Origin of the sequence: Dickeya sp. NCPPB 3274, from assembly GCF_000406205.1 — a bacterium.
In the GTDB taxonomy this organism is placed as follows: Bacteria; Pseudomonadota; Gammaproteobacteria; order Enterobacterales; family Enterobacteriaceae; genus Dickeya; species Dickeya fangzhongdai.
The window spans coordinates 311323-327382 of the sequence record NZ_CM001979.1; the positions used below are offsets into that span (position 1 = coordinate 311323).

The 16060-nt window shown below is 57.4% G+C and carries 19 protein-coding genes; 6 read left to right on the forward strand and 13 right to left on the reverse strand.

The features are described from left to right. Window positions 1-15: 15 nt before the first annotated feature. Window positions 16-1461: a metalloprotease TldD gene (gene tldD, locus DXX3274_RS02070; RefSeq protein WP_042858310.1), complete on the forward strand. Its 1446-nt coding sequence runs from the start codon at window positions 16-18 to the stop codon at window positions 1459-1461. 49 nt (window positions 1462-1510) lie between these two features. Here tldD and aaeR read toward each other — a convergent pair whose 3' ends face one another. Next, entirely contained in the window at window positions 1511-2455 is a 945-nt protein-coding gene (gene aaeR / locus DXX3274_RS02075; protein ID WP_042858311.1) for an HTH-type transcriptional activator AaeR, read from the reverse strand. A 326-nt stretch (window positions 2456-2781) separates the two neighbouring features. Between aaeR and aaeX the strand changes: the two genes are divergently transcribed. From aaeX to aaeB, 3 genes are read left to right on the forward strand one after another with little or no spacing between them, the layout of a single operon-like run. Next, window positions 2782-2985, forward strand: a complete 204-nt coding sequence (aaeX, locus tag DXX3274_RS02080; protein ID WP_042858312.1) for a p-hydroxybenzoic acid efflux pump operon protein AaeX — start codon at window positions 2782-2784, stop codon at window positions 2983-2985. Between the two features lie 31 nt (window positions 2986-3016). After that, the gene (aaeA, locus tag DXX3274_RS02085) at window positions 3017-3940 is read left to right on the forward strand and encodes a p-hydroxybenzoic acid efflux pump subunit AaeA (RefSeq protein WP_084478861.1); all 924 of its coding nucleotides are present in this window, start codon (window positions 3017-3019) and stop codon (window positions 3938-3940) included. Window positions 3941-3954: 14 nt separating this feature from the next. Continuing rightward, the gene (aaeB, locus tag DXX3274_RS02090) at window positions 3955-5910 is read left to right on the forward strand and encodes a p-hydroxybenzoic acid efflux pump subunit AaeB (protein ID WP_042858317.1); all 1956 of its coding nucleotides are present in this window, start codon (window positions 3955-3957) and stop codon (window positions 5908-5910) included. 12 nt (window positions 5911-5922) lie between these two features. Here the strand turns inward: aaeB and DXX3274_RS02095 are convergent, their stop codons facing one another. After that, on the reverse strand, window positions 5923-6423 hold the full coding sequence (locus tag DXX3274_RS02095) for a DUF1543 domain-containing protein (protein ID WP_042858319.1): 501 nt from the start codon (window positions 6421-6423) through the stop codon (window positions 5923-5925). Between the two features lie 116 nt (window positions 6424-6539). Between DXX3274_RS02095 and DXX3274_RS02100 the strand changes: the two genes are divergently transcribed. Next, window positions 6540-7166: a LysE family translocator gene (locus DXX3274_RS02100; protein ID WP_042858320.1), complete on the forward strand. Its 627-nt coding sequence runs from the start codon at window positions 6540-6542 to the stop codon at window positions 7164-7166. A 34-nt stretch (window positions 7167-7200) separates the two neighbouring features. Here the strand turns inward: DXX3274_RS02100 and yjgA are convergent, their stop codons facing one another. After that, the gene (yjgA, locus tag DXX3274_RS02105) at window positions 7201-7749 is read right to left on the reverse strand and encodes a ribosome biogenesis factor YjgA (RefSeq protein ID WP_038663181.1); all 549 of its coding nucleotides are present in this window, start codon (window positions 7747-7749) and stop codon (window positions 7201-7203) included. Window positions 7750-7939: 190 nt separating this feature from the next. On the opposite strand from yjgA, the gene pmbA reads away from it, so the two are divergent. Beyond that, window positions 7940-9280, forward strand: a complete 1341-nt coding sequence (pmbA, locus tag DXX3274_RS02110) for a metalloprotease PmbA (protein WP_042858321.1) — start codon at window positions 7940-7942, stop codon at window positions 9278-9280. A 66-nt stretch (window positions 9281-9346) separates the two neighbouring features. Here pmbA and rnk read toward each other — a convergent pair whose 3' ends face one another. From rnk to kdsC, 10 genes are all read right to left on the reverse strand, one after another. Further along, the gene (rnk, locus tag DXX3274_RS02115; protein WP_038917556.1) at window positions 9347-9757 is read right to left on the reverse strand and encodes a nucleoside diphosphate kinase regulator; all 411 of its coding nucleotides are present in this window, start codon (window positions 9755-9757) and stop codon (window positions 9347-9349) included. A 224-nt stretch (window positions 9758-9981) separates the two neighbouring features. Continuing rightward, window positions 9982-10254, reverse strand: coding sequence for a PTS phosphocarrier protein NPr (gene npr / locus DXX3274_RS02120; RefSeq protein ID WP_042858322.1), 273 nt, complete (start codon window positions 10252-10254; stop codon window positions 9982-9984). Next, window positions 10251-11105 carry an RNase adapter RapZ gene (gene rapZ, locus DXX3274_RS02125; protein ID WP_013316003.1) on the reverse strand — a complete coding sequence of 285 codons (855 nt, stop codon included), beginning with the start codon at window positions 11103-11105 and terminating at the stop codon, window positions 10251-10253. The genes npr and rapZ overlap by 4 nt, the downstream gene beginning before the upstream one ends. A 148-nt stretch (window positions 11106-11253) precedes the next feature. After that, the gene (gene ptsN, locus DXX3274_RS02130) at window positions 11254-11742 is read right to left on the reverse strand and encodes a PTS IIA-like nitrogen regulatory protein PtsN (RefSeq protein WP_042858324.1); all 489 of its coding nucleotides are present in this window, start codon (window positions 11740-11742) and stop codon (window positions 11254-11256) included. A gap of 92 nt (window positions 11743-11834) precedes the next feature. Next, window positions 11835-12122 carry a ribosome hibernation promoting factor gene (gene hpf, locus DXX3274_RS02135; protein ID WP_022631818.1) on the reverse strand — a complete coding sequence of 96 codons (288 nt, stop codon included), beginning with the start codon at window positions 12120-12122 and terminating at the stop codon, window positions 11835-11837. Between the two features lie 24 nt (window positions 12123-12146). Continuing rightward, entirely contained in the window at window positions 12147-13580 is a 1434-nt protein-coding gene (gene rpoN / locus DXX3274_RS02140) for an RNA polymerase factor sigma-54 (protein WP_042858326.1), read from the reverse strand. A gap of 48 nt (window positions 13581-13628) precedes the next feature. Next, on the reverse strand, window positions 13629-14354 hold the full coding sequence (gene lptB, locus DXX3274_RS02145) for an LPS export ABC transporter ATP-binding protein (protein ID WP_022631820.1): 726 nt from the start codon (window positions 14352-14354) through the stop codon (window positions 13629-13631). A gap of 15 nt (window positions 14355-14369) precedes the next feature. Continuing rightward, complete coding sequence (gene lptA, locus DXX3274_RS02150) at window positions 14370-14948, reverse strand: lipopolysaccharide ABC transporter substrate-binding protein LptA (RefSeq protein WP_038663163.1); 579 nt, start codon at window positions 14946-14948, stop codon at window positions 14370-14372. Then, window positions 14926-15495: an LPS export ABC transporter periplasmic protein LptC gene (gene lptC, locus DXX3274_RS02155; RefSeq protein ID WP_042858328.1), complete on the reverse strand. Its 570-nt coding sequence runs from the start codon at window positions 15493-15495 to the stop codon at window positions 14926-14928. The genes lptA and lptC overlap by 23 nt, the downstream gene beginning before the upstream one ends. Beyond that, window positions 15492-16058, reverse strand: a complete 567-nt coding sequence (kdsC, locus tag DXX3274_RS02160; protein ID WP_038663157.1) for a 3-deoxy-manno-octulosonate-8-phosphatase KdsC — start codon at window positions 16056-16058, stop codon at window positions 15492-15494. The genes lptC and kdsC overlap by 4 nt, the downstream gene beginning before the upstream one ends. Window positions 16059-16060: the final 2 nt, after the last annotated feature.

A 16060-nucleotide genomic window follows, 5' to 3' on the forward strand; every position in this document is an offset into this window, starting at 1 on the left:
TAAGAGTGACATTCTATGAGTCTGACATTTGTCAGTGAGCAATTACTCACGGCCAATAAACTGAGCCATCAGGATTTACAGTCTATTTTAGGCACGTTGAGTGAACGGCGTATCGACTACGCCGACCTGTATTTTCAGTCAAGCTACCATGAGTCCTGGGTGCTGGAAGACCGCATCATCAAGGACGGTTCTTATCATATCGATCAGGGCGTGGGTATCCGGGCCATTAACGGCGAGAAAACCGGTTTTGCCTACGCCGACCAGATTACGCTCAACGCGCTGCAGCAAAGCGCGCAGGCCGCGCGCAGCATTGTGCGCGAGCAGGGCAACGGCGCGGTTAAAACGCTGGGCGAAGTGCCGCATCGCGGCCTGTACCCGCAGGCCAATCCGCTGGACAGCCTGACTCGTGAAGAGAAGATCGCGCTGTTGCAACGGGTTGACGTCACCGCCCGCGCGGTGGATGCGCGCGTGCAGGAAGTCACCGCCAGTCTGACCGGCGTGTATGAGCTGATTCTGGTGGCCGCCACCGACGGCACTCTGGCGGCGGACGTGCGCCCGTTGGTGCGTTTATCGGTGAGCGTGCTGGTGGAAGAAGACGGACGGCGTGAACGCGGCTCCAGCGGCGGCGGCGCGCGTACCGGCTACGACTATTTCTGGCAGCAGGCGGATGGCGAAGTGCGGGCGGAAGCCTGGGCCAAAGAAGCGGTACGCATGGCGCTGGTCAATTTGTCCGCCGTGGCGGCGCCGGCTGGGTCGATGCCGGTGGTGCTGGGCTCTGGCTGGCCGGGCGTGCTGTTGCACGAAGCGGTCGGGCACGGTCTGGAAGGCGACTTCAACCGTCGCGGCACTTCGGTGTTCAGCGGTCAGGTCGGCAAGTTGGTGGCGTCCGAGCTGTGTACGGTGGTGGATGACGGTACGCTGGAAGGGCGCCGCGGTTCGCTGGCGATGGATGACGAAGGCGTGCCCGGCCAGTACAACGTGCTGATCGAGAACGGCATTCTCAAAGGCTACATGCAGGACAAACTGAACGCCCGTCTGATGGGCGTCGCGCCGACCGGCAACGGCCGCCGCGAGTCATACGCCCATTTGCCGATGCCGCGTATGACCAACACCTACATGCTGGCGGGCAAATCTACCCCGGAAGAGATCATCGCCAGCGTGGATTACGGTCTGTACGCGCCGAACTTTGGCGGCGGTCAGGTGGATATCACCTCCGGCAAGTTCGTGTTCTCCACGTCCGAGGCGTACCTGATCGAGAACGGCCGCGTCACCAAACCGGTGAAAGGCGCGACGCTGATTGGCTCCGGCATTGAAGCCATGCAACAGATCTCGATGGTCGGCAACGATCTGACGCTGGATAGAGGCGTTGGGGTATGCGGCAAGGAAGGACAAAGCCTGCCGGTCGGCGTCGGTCAGCCGACCCTGAAGCTCGACAACATTACGGTGGGCGGCACCGCCTAAGCGTTGTTGATACGTTAGTTGTTAAATCAGGCCGCCGATGCGGCCTGATTTATTTCTGCGGCGGCTCGCTCTGCGGATGTTCCTGCCGGTATCCTTGATAAATCAGCGCCACCTTATTGAAATACTCGGTCAGGTAATTAATGCACACCTGCACCTTCAGCGGCAGATTGTCGCGGCGGGTGTAGAGCGCGTACACCGGACGCGGGTCCGAATGATAACGCGGGAACAGGATCTCTATTTCGCCGCGTTTGATCTCTTCAAACACCCACATCAGCGGCACATAGGCGATGCCGGCGCCGTTTTTCAGCCAGCGAATCAGCGTCAACGGGTCGTTGGTGACGAAGCGCCCTTGTGGCATCAGCCGGGTGGTGATGCCTTCTGGCGCTATCAGCTCAAATTCACTGTGTGGGCGGACGCTGTACTCCAGCCAGGACGCATTACTCACATCACCGGGCTTTTCCGGCACGCTGTTTTGCGCAAGATAGCTTTTGGACGCGCAAACCACCATCGGCATCGAACCGATACGGGTACTGTACAGGCTGGAGTCCTGCAGCGCGCCGACCCGAATGACGATGTCTAACCCGTCGGCAATCAGGTCCGGCGCGGGAATGCCACACACCAGATTGACCGACAGCCCTGGGTATTCTTTCAGCATGTCGGCCGTCATGGTGGCTAGCACGTTTTGCGCCATCGTGGCGGAGCTACCAATATGTAACGTACCGATCAGCGTGTTGTTGAAGGCATACAACTGCTCATGTACTTCCTGCGCTTCGTGCAACATGCGGCGGCAGCCGTGGTAGTAAATCCTGCCGGCTTCCGTCAGCCCGATGCTGCGGGTGCTGCGGTTGAGCAGTTTCACCTGTAGTTCATCTTCCAGCCGGGTAACCGTCTGGCTGACGGCGGAAACGCTCATTTCCAGCTGGCGTGCGGCGGCGGTGAACGAGCCGAACTCCACTACTCTGGCGAAGACCGACATGCTCTTTAATCGTTCCATTGTTAATCCTGGCTTAAAAGTGATTTAGATCACACTGCGTAGATAACATAATAATAACGTTTCATAATATAGCCTGTTTGACCACGAAGAGCGGGCCTGATTACTCGTCTTCGCTGCCGTGGTCGTTCCAAATGGTTTAAAACGCTGATTTAACATCGCAAGCAATAGATTCATTAAATCAGAGCCCGCCATCGAGATTATTCAGTTAAAGCTGTGTCTTTCACCCGCTGGCAGCGATGCTGGCGGGAATGGGTGTCCGTCTCTTTTTCCCATCACCGACACACTCTGTTGCTGACGCGCGATGGCAAATGAAGAAGGAAAAGAGGATGCATTCACTCCCGGTCATGGTGCTGTTCGGCCTGTCGTTTCCGCCAGTGTTTTTTGTGCTGTTGGTAACGCTGGCATTGTTTTTTATTTGTGTCCGACTGCTACATCCCACAGGTATCTACGATTGCGTCTGGCACCCGGCGTTGTTTAATACCGCGTTATTTGTCTGTCTGTTCTATCTGCTGTTTCATTTCGGTCTTTGAGGTTGTTGTGAAAGCATCTGTTGTGAAAGTGATGATCAAAAAATTCAGCCGCCTGGCGGTCACCTTATTGCTGGTATTGGTGGCGATGGTTGCGCTGGTACGGGTGTGGTCGTTTTATACCGAATCCCCCTGGACCCGTGATGCCCGCTTCAGCGCCGATGTGGTGGCAATCGCCCCCGATGTCAGCGGTTTATTGTCCGATGTGAAGGTGCAGGATAACCAACCGGTGAAGCAGGGCGACATACTGTTCGTGGTTGATCGACCGCGTTATCAGCAAGCGCTGGAACAGGCACAGGCCGACGTGGACTATTATCAGGCGCTGGTCGATGAGAAAAAACGAGAGTCGGCGCGTCGTTTGCGTCTCGGCGTGCAGGCGATGTCGCGCGAAGAGATCGAACAGTCCGGCAATGCGCTGCAAACCACGCAGCACCAACTGGCGAAGGCGCAGGCGGAGCTGGAACTGGCGAAACTCGATCTGGCGCGGACGGTGATACGAGCCCCGGCCGATGGCTGGATAACCAACCTGCACGTGCATGCCGGCGAATACATTACCCGCGGCTCCACCGCGGTGGCGCTGGTGAAAAAAGATTCGTTCTATCTGCTGGCCTACATGGAAGAAACCAAACTGGCGGGCGTACGCCCCGGCTATCGGGTGGAAATCACCCCGCTGGGCAGCAACCAGATACTGTTCGGCGCGGTGGATAGCATCGCCGCCGGGGTGACCAACGGCAGTAGTTCTGCCGATGCCAAAGGGCTGGCGACGGTGGATTCCAATCTGGAGTGGGTGCGGCTGGCGCAGCGGGTGCCGGTGAAAATTCGCCTCGAACAGCAATGGGGCGACCTGTATCCAGCGGGCACCACCGCCACGGTAGTGGTGACCGGTGAACATACCCGTAACACCACGTCGATGTCGCCGCTGTTGCAATTGCTGCATCGCCTGCGCGAGTTTGGTTAAGCGGGAAGGGCATCATGCATAATTCCTCTCTGGCGCGGCTGCGTTTTGCTTTAAAAATCAGTCTGGCGGTAGTGATGCCGCTAATGCTCGGGTTTTATTTTCAGATGGGCTCCCCCCGTACCGCGGCGTTGACCGCGGCGCTGGTGATTTCCGCCCCCGCATTTGTGGCCGGAGGGGAACCGTTTTCCGGCGCGATTCGGCACCGCGGTATCCTGCGAATTATCGGCACGTTTATCGGCTGTTTCGGCGCGTTGGTGATCATCATTTCGACTATTCGGGCGCCCGTCGTGATGCTGTTGCTGTGCTGTGCCTGGGCGGGCTTTTGCGTCTGGATGTCATCGCTGGTGAAAATGGAGAACTCCTACATTTTTGCGCTGTCCGGCTATACCACGCTGATCATTTTGCTGGCCAGCCAGGGGGCGCCGCAGCAATTACCGCAGTTGGCCGTCGAGCGCTGTAGTGAAATTGTGCTGGGTATTGTCTGCGCTATTTTGGCGGATTTGCTGTTTGCCCCGCGCTCGGTCAAACCGGCCCTTGATCGCACGGTGGATGAGTTATTGCTGGCGCAATACCAATTCTTGCAGCGTTGCGTCAACGGCATTAGCGGCGATGAGCTGGATGCGGACTGGCATAGCTTAATCAGAAAAACCAAAGCGCTGAATGACATGGGCGGTATTTTGGCGATGGAGTCTTCCCGCTGGAAAGGGAGCCCGCGTCGATTAAACGCGCTGGTATCTGAATCCTGGACTCTGATTACGCAGAGCTGCGAAATCTGGCTGGTTCTGCGCGAAGGGAATACCGTGTTACACGGCGGGATCGTCATGCTGCTGGGTAATCCCGTTTCAACGCCGGCTGAGCTGCGTGGGCGGCTGCGACAACTGCGTCATCTGGCGGCCACGCACAGTGGAAGCCTGCCTCCCGCATTGGTGAGCTGGCTGTCAGCGTGCGCTCGCTATCAGTTGCTAGCTAGCGGGATAAAAACCAATGCGCGGATTGGCAGGAAGGAGCAGCAGCTGTTGGCTGCCGAGGTATTTGCCAAACCGAAATCCGCGCAAACGCATTATGCGATGATTAATGGATTGCGAACCGGTGTGACAACCGTGTTGGGGTGCTTGTTCTGGCTGATGTCCGGGTGGACATCCGGCAGCGTGTGTATGTTGATGATCGCCGTGGTTACTGCATTGGTTGCCCGGATGCCTAATCCGGTGATGGCGGTGAAGGACTTTCTGATTGGCGCGATTTTGGCATTACCGTTGGGCGCATTGATGTTTATGCTGGTTTTACCCGCCACACAGCAGAGCGCGCTATTGATGTGCCTGAGCATTGGCATTATGGCATTTGTTTTGGGCATTGAATTGCAGAAACGGCGCATCGGTACCATGGGCGCGCTGGTCAGCACCCTTAACATACTGGGGTTGTCAAATCCGATGTCGTTCAATTTATCGTCGTTTCTGGATAATGCGCTTGGTCAAATCATCGGCTGTGTTCTGGCGCTGTTGGTTGTGTTGCTGATAAAAGACAACTCCCGGCTTCATACCGGTCGCGCGTTGCTTAACCGATTTGTATATGGTGCGGTGTCCGCTTTATCCACGCGTTCTGCGCGTCGGCGGGAGAATCATCTGCCGGCGTTGTATCAGCATCTGTTTTTATTGCTGAACCTGTTTCCGGACGACATCGCCAAATACCGGCTGGCGCTGTCGCTAATCATGGTGCACCAGCGTCTGCGCACGCTGGAACTGCCGGTTAACGCCAGCTTGTCCGCGTTTCACCGCCAGATACGGTTGACGGCGGCGCAGGTGATTGACGCTGCGCATGACCGCCATCGCAGCCACCATTTCTCCCGGCTGCTGACGCAGATGGATGAATACCAGCACCTGTTGCGCGAGCATCAGGTATCGGATAGCGCGATTGATGCGGTCGGCCGCCTGACTGCGCTGCTGCATCGCCACAAGCACGCGTTTGGCGACTAGGCAGGGAAGCGGTTACAACGGGTGATACCCCTGCCACTGCGGCGACGATGCGCGTCCGGTTGGGTTGGCGGTCAGGTGGATATGCCAGCGGTCCAGCAGGGTTAGCGGCAGGCAGTCGTCCACATCGCGTAGATCGTCCTTGTGCTGCTGGAATACTTCGGTCAACAACACCGCTTTGGCGCGCCGTTTGGCCTGTTCCGCATCCGTCGCCACGAACAGCCCGAACTGATGCACTTCCGCCGGGTCGTGCGGCAGATATCCGCCCATATTGATGAACCAGAGTTTTTCCCGCCCATGAAACGGCTGACGGCTGAGCGTGATATCATAGCCGTCCGCCCACTGACAGGGGGTGTAGCTATCGACGTGGACCTGGCTTTTATCGCCGAACCAGTTGGCTTTCAGCAGGGGAAATCCGTCTTCGGGGCGCTCCACGGCGGCGAACTGGACGTCATGCAGTTCGATGTTGGCGCCCTGGGCGCGTCCGCCCACGTAATACATAAATAGCGTTGTCATGTGGGATCAGTCTCTTAGGGTTGTGGTCTGCCATTTTGTTGTGTTTTGAATTACATAACGAAAGCGTTACCTTAATCGCTTGTAAGATAAATTGACATCAACGGAAGACAGAATTAATGACTGTGCATCTTTGGCTGGTTTACCTCGGTGTGATCGCCGTGCTGATTGCCGTACCGGGCCCGTCGGCTCTGCTTAGTATGGCGCATGGCCTGCGTTACGGGCAACGGCGTGCGCTGGCGACCATTCTGGGCGGTGCGACCGGCTCGCTGGTGCTGATGACGGCGTCCGCGCTGGGACTGGGCGCGATTCTGGCGGCGTCGGCGACGGCGTTTCTGGCGCTGAAAGTGGTGGGGGCGCTCTACCTGATCTGGCTCGGCATTTCCGCCTGGCGGACACGGGAGGACACCCTGACGCCGTCAGTGGAGGTGGATGAAGCGGCGCCGGGTGCGCTGGGTCTCTATCGCCACGGCTTTATGGTGGGGGTCAGCAATCCCAAAGACATCCTGTTCTTTGCCGCCCTGTTTCCCAATTTTATCGATACCAGCGCGCCGCAAGCCATGCAGTTCGCGCTGCTGGCGCTCACCTGGGTGGTGCTGGATTTCAGCATCATGTTTACTTACGCCTGCATGGGTCACCGCGTATCGGCGCTGTTTGCCCATCCGCGCCGCCTGCGGTTGTTCAACCGCGCTACCGGCACCCTGTTCATTTTCGCCGGCTCCGCGTTGGTGGCATCAACCAAATAATAAAAAGTAGGCACCGTAAGGTGCCTGCCTGACATTACTCGGCTTCCGCCAGTTCGCGCAGATACTGGAAAATCTGTCGGGCCGACTTGGACGGCTTGTTGGCGGCTTTTTCTTTCTGGGCGTTACGCACCAGCGAGCGCAGTTGCTGGCGATCGGCCTGCGGATAAAGCGCAAGGATGTCCGGAATCGCCCCGTCGCCTTCGGTCACCAACCGGTCGCGCAACTGCTCCAGTTTGTGGAACAGCGACACCTGCTGGTTGTGGCGGTTGCGCAGCTTGTCCAGCGCGGTCTGGATGGGTTCCGGATCGCGGGCGCGCAGCATCTTGCCAATCAGCTGCAACTGACGGCGGCGGCCTTCCTTGGTGATGCGCTGCGCCAGTTCAATCGCGGCGCGCAGGTCTTCATCCAGCGGGATGCGCTCCAGCGCGTTCTTACCCAGCTCAACCAGCTCGGTGCCCAGCGCTTTCAGGGCTTCAGCATCGCGTTTGATTTCGCTTTTGCTGACCCAAATTATCTCTTCGTCTTCATCGTCCTGGCTGGCGTCCGGGACGTCATCCTGCCAGTCTTCGGGATGTTTGTTCATCGTGGCTCCCCAATAAAAGAGGCTGATCCTATCAGGTTATGGGCTTTGTGCGAAATTGTCCGCCGATCCTGTTAGACTCAATCACAGGCTACCTCATTTTACGTCTGAGGTAAGGTGACGAATAGCAGGCGGACAGCATTCGTTGCATCATGGATTATCTGAATGTTTTCTCACTCATTATGGCAAATCGATGACAATAATCACTCAGGTTGCAGAACAGCGTAAAGCGCTGGAACAGGCGGTATCGCAGGCGCTGGAATTGGCCCGTGCCGGTTCTGATGCGGCGGAAGTTGCCGTCACGAAAACAACGGGGATCAGCGTCAGCTCCCGGTATGGTGAAGTTGAAAACGTCGAATTCAACAGTGACGGTGCGCTCGGTATTACCGTCTACTATCAACAGCGCAAGGGCAGCGCGTCGTCCACCGATATGAGCCCGGACGCTATTGCCCGCACGGTGCAGGCGGCGCTGGATATTGCCCGTTACACGTCGGTTGACCCATGCTCTGGTCCGGCGGACAAGGATCTGCTGGCGTTTGAGGCGCCGGATCTGGACTTGTTCCACCCGGCGGAGCTGGACGCCGATCGCGGTATCGAGTTGGCCGCCGCCGCTGAGCAGGCGGCGCTGAAAGCCGACAAACGCATTACCAACACCGAAGGCGGCAGTTTCAATAGCCACTATGGCATCAAAGTGTTCGGCAACAGCCACGGTATGCTGCAAAGCTACTGTTCCAGCCGCCACTCCATGTCGGTCAGCGTAATTGCCGAGCACAACGGCGAGATGGAGCGCGATTACGCCTACACCATCGGCCGCGAGCTGGGCGATCTGAGCTCGCCGGCATGGGTTGGCGAAGAGTGCGCCCGCCGTACGCTGGCGCGCCTGTCGCCGCGTAAACTGGCCACTATGGAAGCGCCGGTGATGTTCTCCGCCGAGGTCGCGACCGGGTTGTTCGGTCATCTGGTCGGCGCCATCAGCGGCAGCAGCGTCTACCGCAAATCCACCTTCCTGCTGGATAGCCTCGGCAAACAGATTCTGCCGGAATGGCTGACCATTCAGGAACTGCCGCATTTGCGCAAAGGGCTGGCGTCCACCCCGTTCGACAGCGAAGGCGTTCGCACCGAGCAGCGCGATATCGTCAAAGACGGCGTATTGCAAACCTGGCTGTTGACTACTTATGCCGGTCGTAAACTGGGCATGAAGAGTACCGGCCACGCCGGCGGGATTCATAACTGGCGTATTGCCGGGCGCGGGCTGGATTTTGACGGCATGCTGAAGGAAATGGGCACCGGGCTGCTGGTCACTAGCCTGATGGGGCAAGGCGTGAGCGCGGTAACCGGGGATTATTCCCGCGGCGCGGCCGGATTCTGGGTGGAGAACGGCGAAATTCAGTATCCGGTGAGCGAAATCACCATCGCCGGCAACCTGAAAGATATGCTGCGCAACATGGTGACCATCGGTGATGATATCGAAACGCGCAGCAACATCCAGTGCGGCTCGGTCTTGTTGCCGTCGATGAAGATTGCCGGGGTATAAGGTTTATTGTCGCCGACATTGACTGCCCGGACATTCAGGGCAGTCGTTTGGCGCATGTCGCCGTTATCAGCGGTGGTATTCACCCGCCGCTTCCGGCTGGTAGAGCAGTTCCATCACTTCAATCCGCGTTTCTTCGCCATTCGGCAACGGCCAGGCAATGCTGTTGCCGACGTGCATGCCGAGCAGCGCGGCGCCCAGCGGCGCCATGACCGAAATCTGCTCCCGGCTGTCTTTCAGGCTGGCCGGATAGACCAGCGTGCGGATATGTTCTTCCGTCGTGAGCAGATCGCGGAACCGAACCCGGCTGTTCATGGTGACTACATCGGCCGGGATCTCGACCGGCTGGACGATATCCGCCCGGTCCAGTTCTTCGCTCAGGGCCTGAGCCACCTCTGTATCGGCAAAAGCGGGTTGCTCCAGCAGCGCATCCAGGCGTTCGGCATCCAGCTCGCTAATCGTCAGGTGCGGTTTATCCATATGTCTCTCCAGTTTTTGCAATAGCAGATAACAACGCCCCCGCCGCGATGGGCAGGGGCATAAGTTAATCTGATGGTAGCAGGGATGCCGGGAACTTACCGCATAAAAACTCGCCGCATAAAAACTTACTACATAAAAACGTACCACATAAAAAACTGACCGCAGAAAAAGGAACAGAGCGGGATTACGAGGCGACTTGCGCCAGCAGGAGCAGCCCCGGCAGATTACTCCTCGTCAAACCCGGCTTCAAACAGCTGAATGACCGCCGCCAGCGCCTGTTCTTCATCCGGGCCGGTGGCTTCCACTTCGATATGACGCCCTTTGGACGAGTCCAGCATCAGCATGGCGATGACGCTGCTGGCGTCGGCTTCGGTGCCGCTTTCGTTGCGTAGCAACACCGCGGCGTCAAAGCTTTGCACCAGCTCGAACAGTTTCATGGCCGGGCGGGCGTGCATTCCCAGGCGGTTTTTCACTTCAACGGTTTGCCTGACGGTCATGATTTGCGTTTTTCCAGCGTACGGTGGCGTGACTGCACGTTTTTGCCACGGGAGCGAAAGTAATCCGCCAGTTGCTCGGCGATGTAGACCGAGCGGTGTTTCCCGCCGGTACAACCGATAGCGACGGTAAGATAGCTGCGGTTGTTGGTTTCCAGCATCGGCAGCCACAGTTCCAGGTAGCTGCGGGTCTGGTAGATGAAGTTGTGGACTTCGGTGTGCCTGTCGAGAAACGCGGCCACCGGTTTATCCAGACCCGTCATCGGACGCAGTTTCGGGTCCCAGTGCGGGTTAGGCAGGAAACGCACGTCAAACACGTAGTCCGCATCAATCGGGATGCCGTGCTTGTAGCCGAATGACTCGAATACCATAGTCAGTTCGCGCTCGCGTTTACCCAGTAAACGGGTACGCAGCATTTCCGCCAGCTCATGCACCGACATTTCCGAGGTATCGATGATCAGATCGGCGCGCGAGCGCAGCGGCTCCAGCAGATCGTTTTCTTCATCGATAGCGCTTTCCAGCGACAGGTTTTTGCTGGAGAGCGGATGCAGGCGACGGGTGTCGCTGTAACGCCGAATCAGCGTATTGCGATCGGCATCCAAAAACAGCAGTTGGGGAGAGAAGCTCTGGGGCAGGCGGGTCAGGGCATGTTCCAGCACTTCCGGCGTTTCCGGCAGGTTGCGCACGTCAATGCTGACCGCCGCGGAGATATTCCGTTCCGCCAGCGTGTGCGCCAGCTCGGGCAACAGCACCACCGGCAGGTTATCCACACAATAGAAACCCATGTCTTCCAGCGCGCGCAGGGCTACGGATTTCCCCGAACCTGAACGACCACTGACAATCATCAGCACCATCTGACGACTCCCCCCTGGCAGCGGGATGGTGAATGTCCACCGCCACAGTTAGCTAACTTCGTTTTCCCGGCCGGGCCGGCATCCTGTCAGGCTCGCGCCTGATGTTACGTGTGTTGTGGATAGCAACCGAAACCGGCGCCGCCAGCCGTCAGGGCTGGTCGGACAGATCCGCTTCCGTCATGATCTGATACAGCTCTTCATCGCTTTGAGCGGCGCGCAGCCGCTTACATACGGTTTTATCCGCTAACCGTTTGGCGACGAGCGACAAAGTATGTAAATGGGTTTTACATTGTTCAGTGGGAACCAGCAAGGCAAAAAGCAGATCGACCGGCTGGTTGTCGATGGCGTCAAAGGCAATCGGCTGTTCCAACTGGATAAAGACGCCAACCGCGCCCAGCGTATTCTCGTCTTCCAGCTTGCCGTGCGGAATGGCAATGCCACTGCCGATACCGGTGCTGCCCATGCGTTCCCGGGTCAGGATCGCTTCAAACACCATCTGCGGCGGCAGGTTGAGCTGTCTGGCGGCCAGTTCACTGATGATTTCCAGTGCGCGCTTTTTGCTCTGACAGTGGACGGCGCTACGCGTGCACTCCTTACGGAGAACGGCGCTAAGTTGCATAACGGGCTCGTTGTTCATGATACGTTCACTTAACGACACTGTTGCCTTCGGTTACCGGCCCGCCATCATACAGCAGGCCGGTTGCTGTCCCTGCACCTGAAACGGCAAAATCAGTGCTGTTTCAGTTTATCCTTATGTTTGTTTAACTGTCTTGCCAGCTTGTCGATCAACAGATCGATGGCGGCATACATATCATCCGCTTCCGATGTGGCATGCAGCTCACCTCCGTTGACGTGGATGGTGGCATCCGCAATGTGCAGGATCTTTTCCACTTTCAGTACCACGTACACCTGATTGATACGATCAAAGTATTGCTCAAGTTTGGCGAATTTTAAGGTTACGAATTCGCGCAGAGCATCCGTAATTTCGACGTGGTGTCCGGTAATGTTAAGCTGCATATCGTCTTCCTTCTCATGTAGGGGTCAAACCAGCTGTTTACGCTGGTTTGACGGCGGGATAGATAAAGACTCTCGATACTTGGCGACAGTACGGCGGGCCACAATGATTCCCTGTTCGGAAAGCAGTGAGGTCAGCTTGCTGTCGCTCAGCGGTTTAGCGGGGTTTTCCGCTGCAATGAGTTTCCTGACCAGCGCACGGATAGCGGTGGATGACGCTTCGCCTCCGTTGTCGGTGTTGACGTGGCTGGAAAAGAAATACTTCAGCTCAAAAATACCGCGCGGACTGTGCAGAAATTTCTGGGTCGTTACGCGGGAAATGGTGGACTCGTGCATGTCCACGGCCTGGGCGATATCCGCCAGCACCATGGGTTTCATGAATTCTTCGCCGTGTTCGAAGAACGCCTGCTGTTGTTCCACAATACAGCGGGTAACCTTCAACAGGGTATCGTTACGGCTTTCCAGGCTCTTGATGAGCCAGCGAGCTTCCTGCAGATGACTGCGGATGAACTGGCCGTCGCTGTCGTTGCGCGCGCTGCTGCCAAGCGCGGCGTACTGCTGGTTGATCTGCAGCCGCGGCACGCTGTCGGTGTTGAGTTCCACCGTCCAGTGGCCTTGCATCTTGCGCACCAGCACATCCGGAATGACATACTCGGACTCGCCGGTGTTGATCGACTGCCCCGGACGCGGATCCAGCGACTGGATCAACGCCAGCGCTTCTTTCAGCACTTCTTCCTTGAGACGGCTGGTACGGATCAGGGTGCGAAAGTCATGGTTGGCAAGCAGGTCGAGGTATTCGCTGACGATGAGCCTGGCCTCGGCCAGACGGGGAATGTCAGTGTCGAACTGCGATAGCTGCACCAGCAGGCACTCGCGCAAATCGCGGGCGGCTACGCCGACAGGATCAAAGCGCTGTACGCGCTTGAGCACCGCTTCCACTTCTTCCAGCGTCACCTCGTCATTACCAATGCTGTCGCGGATGTCGTCCAGCGACACGGTCAGGTAACCGGTGCTGTCCACCGCGTCCACGATAGACGTGGCGATGGCGGAATCGGTGTCGGAAAACGGCGTCAGCTCCACCTGCCACATCAGGTAATCCTGTAGCGTCTGGGTGGTTTCGCCCTGATAGACAGGAAGCTCTTCGTCGCGGTAGTCAGTACTGGTACCGGACGGCGTGCCGGCGGTGTAGATTTCATCCCAGGCGGCGTCGAGCGGCAACTCGTCGGGCATATCTTTCTGCTCCAGCGCCTCGCGGGTATCCAGCGTTTCGCTGTCGCTGCTTTCCTGGGTTTCCACTTCGTCATGAATATCGGCTTGCTCCAGCAACGGGTTGCTTTCCAGCGCCTGTTGGATTTCCTGCTGGAGTTCAAGCGTGGACAACTGCAGCAGGCGGATGGCCTGCTGTAACTGCGGTGTCATAGCCAGTTGCTGGCTGAGCCTGAGTTGCAAACCTTGCTTCATAACGCGCGCTAACTTCCTTTTTGAATGATCAACCTAAACATGACGTTATCAGAGTCGGAAGCCTTCGCCCAGATAGACTCGTTTTACCTGCTCATTCGCCAGTATATCCATCGGTGAGCCGTGGGCAATAAGCTGGCCCTGACTAACGATATAAGCGCGTTCACAGACATCAAGCGTTTCGCGAACGTTATGGTCGGTAATCAACACGCCCAGCCCGCTATCGCGCAGATGCTCAATGATTTTCTTGATGTCGATGACCGAAATCGGGTCTACCCCTGCAAAGGGTTCGTCCAGCAGGATGAATTTGGGGTTGGCGGCCAGCGCCCGGGCGATTTCCACCCGGCGGCGCTCACCACCGGACAGCGATTGTCCCAAACTATCGCGCAGGTGAACAATATGAAACTCTTCCATCAGTTCGTTGGCGCGATCCTGCTGCTGCTCACGGGTCAGATCTTTTCTGATTTCCAGCACCGCCATCAGGTTGTCGTAGACGCTCAGACGCCGGAAAATCGAGGCTTCCTGCGGCAGGTAACCGATGCCGCGGCGGGCGCGATCGTGCAGCGGCAGCAGACTGATGTCCTCATCGTCGATCACGATGCGGCCTTCGTCGCGCGGGACGATACCGACAACCATATAAAAGGTGGTGGTCTTGCCGGCACCGTTGGGCCCGAGCAGCCCGACGATTTCGCCCGAATTCACATTCAGGCTGACGTTCTCCACCACTTTGCGGCCTTTATACGCCTTGGCCAGATTTTCGGCGATTAGTGTTGCCATGGGTTAGCGCGTTACTCACTGTTGTTTGGTGGGCTTGCCGGTGTTGCCGCTGGGCTTGGCGCCGTTCTGGGTGCCTTTGTCCTGCAACTGCGTCGGGACCAGCACGGTGGTGACTCGTTTGCCTTTGTCGCTGAACGCTTCCATCTGCTGCTGCTGCACCAGATAGGTGATGCGGTCGCCCTTGACGTTGCTGTCCAGCTGTTCCAGATAGGCGTCGCCGGTCAGAATAACCAGCTGCTTGTCCATTTCGTAACGCATCTTCTGAGAATGGCCTTTGACCGGCTTGCCGTTGTCCTGCATCTGATAGAAGGTGGCCGGGTTGCCGTAACCCTCGATCACTTCATGGCCCTGTTGGCCGTTAGGACGGGTGACCACAACCTTGTCGGCCTGCGCTTTTATCGATCCCTGCGTGACGATAACGTTGCCGGTGAACGTCACCACATTGCCCTGCATGTCCAACGCCTGCTGATCGGAGGTGATATGGATGGGTTGATCGGTGTCGCCGGTCAGCGCCAGTGCCGGAATACTGACGGCAAAAAGCGAGCTGGCGATCAGGATGCTGTGTAAGACATTAATTTTTTGGTTGGATTTCATAATAGGATTTTACCTTATCGATCAGCTCAGCGGTTTTGCTGCGCAGATTTCCGCGCATTTTCAGTCCGTTAGAGGTAAAGTTGACACCGTACAGGGTGACTTCGTCATCCGACGTCACGTCCTGCGTAACCAGATTTATCTGCGCATTATCCGTTTTAATTCGCTCCAGCTGCGAGTCGTTGGTCAGGCTGTTGACCTCGACATGACCGTACAGATACAGCATGCGATCTTTCGTCAGTTTGGCGCGATCGGCCCGTACCGACCAGGTGGCGACGGCTTGTTCATTGAACATGGTCGCCACCGGCTGGGTAAACCAGCTTACCTGGTCGGCGTTGTAGTGCTCCGCTTTTTCGGCCACCAGCTTGTAGCTCAGCTTTCCGGTCGGGTCATACACCACGGTAATGTTTTGCTGCATGGTATAGGCCGGATCGTTATTCTGCACTTCCGTCGGCCCGTTTCCCGCACGCTGGTTTGTCAGATTTAACCCGATCAGCACCAACGCAATCAATGCCAGCAACAGCGTTAGCCAGCGTTTTGTTTTACTCATATCGACAGCCCTTTGGCGAAATCCAGTTTACCCTGCGCCAGCAAAATAAGATCGCAAATCTCTCTGACCGCGCCGCGGCCGCCGGCAATGCGCGTCACATAGTGCGCGTTGGGCAGCAGCAACGGATGGGCGTCGGCCACCGCGACGCTCAGCCCTGTCTCGGCCATCACCGGCCAGTCGATCAGATCATCGCCGATATAGGCAACCTGGCTGGCGGTGAGCGACAGTGTATCCAACAGCTCGCGGAAGGCCAAAAGCTTATCCGATTGTCCCTGATAAAGATGACGGATACCCAGCGTCTGGCAGCGGTCGACCAGCAACTGCGACGAACGGCCGGTAATAATCGCCACGTCGATGTCGGACGTCAGCAGGCAGCGAATACCGTAGCCGTCGCGTACGTTGAAGGCTTTTAGTTCTTCGCCCTGATTCCCCATGTAGATCAGGCCGTCGGAAAGCACGCCGTCGACATCGCAGATTAACAGACGTATATCACGGGCGCGTTGCATGACCTGGGTATCGACAGGTCCGTAGCAGGTATCGGTTTGCGGCCGGATTTCACTCATTC